This is a genomic window from Olegusella sp. (assembly GCF_057238325.1).
Genome location: NZ_DBHHGF010000009.1, coordinates 92,832 through 99,500 on the forward strand (window position 1 = coordinate 92,832; position 6,669 = coordinate 99,500).

General features: G+C 50.0%; 2 protein-coding genes. Both read right to left on the bottom strand.

Annotation, left to right across the window (positions count from 1 at the left end):
- Positions 1-90 precede the first annotated feature (90 nt).
- Complete coding sequence (gene secA / locus ACO5JD_RS07415) at positions 91-2,880, bottom strand: preprotein translocase subunit SecA (RefSeq protein WP_484988821.1); 2,790 nt, start codon at positions 2,878-2,880, stop codon at positions 91-93.
- Between the two features lie 175 nt (positions 2,881-3,055).
- Positions 3,056-6,118 carry an AfsR/SARP family transcriptional regulator gene (locus tag ACO5JD_RS07420; protein ID WP_484988823.1) on the bottom strand — a complete coding sequence of 1,021 codons (3,063 nt, stop codon included), beginning with the start codon at positions 6,116-6,118 and terminating at the stop codon, positions 3,056-3,058.
- Positions 6,119-6,669: the final 551 nt, after the last annotated feature.

Sequence of the window (6,669 nt, forward strand, 5' to 3'; positions counted from 1 at the left end):
CCTCTCCCCAACTTTCACAGCGCCAAACAAGCCGGGCTTGACGTCAGAGTCGACGCCACACCCGGCTTGCAACAAAGTCAACTAGCTGTGTCAGCGGTTCTTACCGTGGCAATTCTTGAATTTTTTACCAGAGCCACAGGGACAAGGATCATTGCGACCAACGCCTGCGTAGGGATCATCGCTTTTGCGATAGGTGGCAGGCTTTGCATCTGCATGCGGATTTGACGAAGAATGGCGAGCGTGGCGCATTGTTGTGCTGCCATTATCTCCATCTACCTCAGAAGGGCCAGAGAAATGTGCACCGCGCAAGGTCTCGGGTTCTTCGGCTGCAGGCTGCGCGACGGGCTGGGTGGGAGCCTGGCGAATCTGTAGGCGCAGGATGGTACGAAGGAAGTCCTCGTACATCGTATTCACCAGATCGGTAAAAGCAGCATAGGCCTCGCTTTTATATTCCACCAACGGATCACGCTGACCATAGCCACGCAAACCAATGCCAGTCCTGAGGTAATCCATGTCTTGCAGATAGCCCATCCAGCGAGTATCAATTACGCGCAGCATAACTTGCATAGAGAGCGCTTTGAGCACCTCGTCACCAAGGGTATCCGCTTTACGCTGATAGCAATCACTCACAAAAGCGCAAACTTTTTCCTCAAGCTCATCAATGTCAAGCTCGCCATCAGTTACCGGCGTATCCTCACGGCCCGTTAATTGTTCAATCCAAGAGCGTAGACCGCCTAGATCCCAGGTTTCGGGTTCAGCATCAGCAGGACAAAGCTCTGCTACCACCCTATTGACCGTGCTCTCAGTAACCTCATTGACATGAGCAACCAAGTCTTTGCCATCCAGAATCTTATTGCGCTCCTCGTAGATGACTTGGCGCTGCTTGTTCATAACGTCGTCGTAGTCAAGGACGTTCTTGCGCATTGCGTAATTGACTTCCTCAACCTTGCGCTGGGCACCCTCAACCGCCTTGGACACCATACGATGTTGAATGGGTGTACTGGGAGGCAAGTCCGCCTTGGTCATCAAAGCAGAAATCTGATCCATGCGGTTGCCGCCAAAGAGGCGCATTAGATCATCTTCAAGTGAGAGGTAGAACTGCGTCTCACCAGGATCACCCTGACGACCAGCACGGCCGCGGAGCTGGTTGTCGATACGACGGCTCTCATGACGCTCGGTACCGATAACGCAAAGGCCGCCTGCTGCAAGTACGTGCTCGCGTTCAATCTCGCAAACTTTCTTTGCTTCTGCGGTGGCCGCAGCAAGCTGCTCGGCGCTCACTTCTTCAGGATCAATGCCCTGCTCACGCAGAGATTCCTTGGCCATCTCTTCGGGGTTGCCGCCGAGCAAAATGTCTGTACCACGACCTGCCATATTGGTAGCAATGGTGACAGCACCTTCGCGACCAGCTTGGGCAACAATCTGTGCCTCGCGCTCATGGAATTTTGCGTTAAGAACCTCATGACGAATGCCACGTTTACTCAACGTACGAGACAAACGCTCGGAACTCTCGATAGAAACCGTACCCACCAGACAGGGCTGGCCATGAGCATGACGCTCCTCAACCTCATCGGCTACCGCATCAAACTTTGCATTGACTGTCTGATAAATCAGATCGTCGTGATCTTTACGGATGACAGGTTTGTTGGGTGGAATAGCCTGAACGGGCAGCTTGTAAATCTCGCGAAACTCAGTATCTTCTGTAACAGCCGTACCTGTCATACCCGAGAGCTTCTCGTATAGGCGGAAATAGTTCTGCAGGGTAATGGTTGCGATGGTTTGGTTTTCCTCGCGGACAGCAACGCCTTCCTTGGCCTCAACTGCCTGATGCAAGCCTTCGGACCAACGACGGCCTTCCATGATACGGCCCGTGAATTCGTCAACAATCTTGACCTCACCATCCATCACGACATAGTCCTTGTCGCGATGGAACATATACTGCGCCTTGAGTGCCTGCTGCAAATGATTGACCAGCTGACCAGACATATCAGCATAAATATCATCGATACCCAGTGCGCGCTCAACCTTTTTAAGACCACGATCGGTCACAGTAATAGTGCGCTTTGCTTCATCCATGACATAGTCGCCCGTAGGCTCGGGCTTTTCACCTGTCAGAGGATCAGCTGGTGCTTCTTCACCACGAATCAGGCCGCGAACAGCGCGAGCAAAATCCTTATAGGTATTGGCTGACTTGGTACCTGCGCCCGAGATAATAAGAGGCGTGCGCGCCTCATCAATGAGGATGGAGTCAACCTCATCGACAATGGCAAAATGATGACCGCGTTGGACCCGCTGGTCAGCACGCATCACCATATTGTCACGTAGGTAGTCAAAGCCAAACTCAGAGTTGGTACCATAGGTAACATCAGCGTTATAAGCAGGCTTCTTGAGCGCGGGCAACATGCCATTTTGCAACAAGCCCACATTCATACCTAGATAGCGATACACACGACCCATCCATTCGGAGTCTCGCTTTGCTAGATAGTCGTTAACGGTAACAATGTGGACTCCATTGCCTGCAAGTGCATTCAGGTAGCCTGCCAGCGTAGAGACAAGCGTCTTACCCTCACCTGTCTTCATTTCGGCAATCATGCCTCGATGCAAGGCAATACCACCGATGATTTGCACGTCAAAATGACGCATACCCATCGAACGTTTAGACGCCTCACGCACAACCGCAAAGGCATCAGGGAGCAAATCATCGAGACTCTCGCCCTGCTCAATACGCTCCTTAAAGAGCGCTGTTTGGGACTTGAGCTCAGAGTCGTCCATTGCTTGATATGTTGACTCGCGATCATTCACGAGCGCAGCGATTTTCTCGAGCTCGCGAAGCTGCTTATTGGCTCCGCGGCTGAGGAGACTGGAGAAGAAGTTTGGCATACGCGCCTTTCGTAAGCCCGAGACCCTAGGGTCATCCAATTTCTCAAACGAGCACTAAGGTATCGCGTCTTGGACACCTATGCGACCCACAAACGCGCGTTCCCATCAAATAAGCGCTTTCATCACGCAATTTCTTCGTTCTTATGACATTAATTTGACTATTTTGTGTTTCAAATCATGCCCCTATGTCATCTTCACGAGCAATATGGTTATGGGAGGACTGCTTGGGCTCTGGTATGAGATCGGCAACAAGTCGCCTGAGTTCGCGAGAAGGCGGTAGTCCTGTTGAGCCAACAACCCTGCTGCAGAAACGCAGATAAGCATCGCGCGCATCTCCCGAACGGCCCGCTGCTGCAAGAGCTTCAATAAGCACCGTAACAGCATCTTCGCGGTCACGCTGCACCGAGACGGCACTACGCGCAAACTGTATGGCAAGTTGCAATTTCCCCTGAAGAAGTGCTGTACGAGAACCAGTAACCATTGTGGCAACAAACATCGAACAAAGATTTTCTGCTCGCAAGCTAAGCCAAGGCTCAGGGTTTATGGTTGTCACGTCCATATCACCTAGATAAAGGTCACGAGCTTCACAGGCTGCATTGATTACCTCATCTGCAATCCCATCATTTACCGCACAACTATGAACTGCTTCTACAAAACGATCGATATCACAAATAACCACCTCGGGGTTAAGTGCTACGGTGCCATCCGCCTTATTTGTCAAAAAGGGTTCAAAGCCGCGATAACGCGACTCCATTGCCTTGCGTGCACCAGATATAGCCTCGTAGAGCCTTTGTATGCCCACCTCTAGAGTTGCATCAGGCCAAATTTGATTTGCCAGTTCTATACGACGCATACGATGATTCTCTTTTGCCGCAAGCAGGGCAAGCAACACTTTTGACTGACGCCGATTAAACTTTCGCATCTCAATGGGATGGCCATCAACACTAACAGAGAGTCCACCCAATAGATTGATAACAACGTGGTAGTGTGGCTGCTCAGCGGTGTGCGAGCCTTGCGATAAGTGAGAACTATCTGTCCGGGCAGGAGGGGTAGTACTATGGCGTGTGGCTGCAACAGAAATTGTTTTTTGAGTAGAAGCTGAGAGTGGCGGCAGCGCCGCAATCCAGTGTCTAGGCATCTTGAGTCTACAAAGTTGGGAGATCTCTGCACAACCGTTGATAAGCCAACTGACTAGCCACAACGCATCACTTTGCAATTTGCCCCAACTGAGCACCTGCAACTCAATCTTATGTGTCTTTTCATCCTGTGGGCAAGAAGACTCAATATGAAAACTACCATCCGCTATAACGTCAGCGCCAAACGAAAGTAATAGACGAGCGAGGTCGTGAGGAATGCTTTTCTCATCTTTCTTTTCTGCCATGCAGCGCAGTGGCTCCGCGTCTCCAGCGAGCGCCGCAATAACAGCCTCAACCAGTCTCGCGCAGCTATCTATATAGTCAAACTCACATGGCTGTGCTAGATCAACTGCCCGTTGCGCTCTTACGTGCGCGCTCGACAGATTGCCACACCTCAACTCACTAAGTGCCAAAGCTAGAGAAAACACCGCTCGCAGCATACGATCGCCCATACTCTCCGCTCGTGCTGCTGCACGCTCTAAACGACCTGAGCTACAAGAGCCACCAGCAATCGCCACCAACTCACTTACCGCCAGTTGGTAGTCCATCAAGCGTTGGGATCTGCTATGGGCTAGTGTTTGTTCCACCTTGACAAGCAGCGCTTTAAGCTCGTCTCCTACGGACTCACCACCAAAAGCAGTCGCAAGTAGCAAATCATTAATCAGCAACATCTCAACCAGACTCTTGCAATTTGGCTGCGCTGACTCTTCGGTAAAGCGCGCAAGAACCCGATGAAACTGACCCTCAAAAAGCAGCTGTCTCAGCTCTAGATGCAACAACAACTCTGGATACACTTTTGCTGCTTTTTCATGTATGCCTACAAGCTTATCTCCCATAGCAAGACTACGGCCCTGCGCAAGCATACGCAACAGCAGCGCTGAATTGCTACAAAACTGCAGTTTTGCTTGCTTTGCTTTCTGTTGGTCTAATACTGCAGCAAAGGCTTGACGAGCTATAATCTGCTTTTGCTCAATCAAGGCATATGCAGCAGCACTTTCCAAGTAGCCCACTTCTTCTTTCATATAAAGTTGTCGAGCTGCTGCAAGACAGTCTTTGATAACACCCAATGCCCCTGCTGCACAAAGCTCAGCTCCCCAAGGCATAAGCAGCTTGCTCCGGCTATCTGTCGTGGGAAGCAGAGCACCGCAGATGCCAGCACGCACAAAGTTGCGACTTCGACACAACACACTAAAAACCCGCTCAACAACGTCAGCATAAAGTCCTGCATACTGCCGCAGACTCGGAAAGCAAAGTCGAAAAAGTGAAATATCGTCAATTCCCGCGCAACAAAATGTGCCCGTATAAACATTGACTTGAAAGAAAGGAGCTTCCGCCTGCATCCAAGCAAGGGTTTCATCGTCGGCTGTTGGAAGTATTTGGCGAAGTTGCTCAAAATTACCTGAGCCAAGCAGCATCATCGCATAGCGAATGCGTAACTCTGATAGAGGTATTCCGTTGCGCAAGGACATCATGACGATGCGCTGAAGCGATTCAAGGTAGCGTGGAGCATACAAATCCACCCCATGCGCAAGCGCACGTGCAAGCAATGGAATGCCGTTAGTCATACTCCAAGCTCGCCGCGCTAAATCACTAAGTTGTAGTGGCATGCGGTAAAGCAATTCACGACCAGCAAGCACATACGCTTCTGGAAGCTCCTCGCAGAGCTGCTCTGCTTCTGGACAAAGTGTTATCAGTATGGTGACTCCCTCTACGGCAGCAGCCCGTATAAGCTCTGCGGCCTTATCAATCGTCTCTTCATCAAGGGCAGGGAAATCATCAAATAGTACGCAGACTAACTGATCTTTCTGCTTGCGGGCTGTAGTCCTAGCTTTGCAGAGCGTGCTTTCAAGTCTATTAGCAAGTTCGTGAGAATTGGCTTTGAGAAAGGCAAGTAAAGGTTGAGGAGCATCTGAAGATCGACGCTGAATCAGACGCTTTGCAAGTTGAGTTTTCATAAGCCCTGGCTCGCCCACGATGAGCACAATATCGCTTCGAGATAACTCTGGTGGAGCCATTGGAGGTAAGAGAGGACTTCTCTTATCTACAGACTCAACAACGTCCTCAGCCACAACAAGACTCGAGCTGGCACCATACGCATCCATAGGGTTCTCCTTCTTCTAAACAATCAGATTCGGGAATTCGATTGTTCCTGAAGAAGTTACTTGTCAAATTCTCGCACTGCACAAGAGGTCACTTTCGCTGCATAAGATGCAAAAGTTCAAGAGATGCCCACAATCCTGCCAAGCTTGCAGCAGTCTGCAGCCAAGTTTGCGCCAAGCGTACACAAGCAACGCAACGTGCCTTGGTTTATGAGGACGTCCATGCGCGTTTGACATTTTCCGCAAGGTATAGGAATATTTCACAAAATATCTATACAGAGGATATCTATGTATATTCATAGACTCAAACAAGCATTAAGACAGCATCACCAGTTTTTGCCCACGCTCTTAGACTTCACAGCGAATTTGGGCCGACTGGTGATAACTGTTTGAACGTAACTTATATCTTGTTAAGGAAAAGCCATGATAGGTTCGGCAGAGCTAATAGTCATACTAGGGTACTTTCTTGTACCTCTTATTTTATTGGTAATTACCCTTATAGCCCTCTATTTCGTAGTCAGAAAAGCCGTACGAGATGAACTAGACAAGCGCAA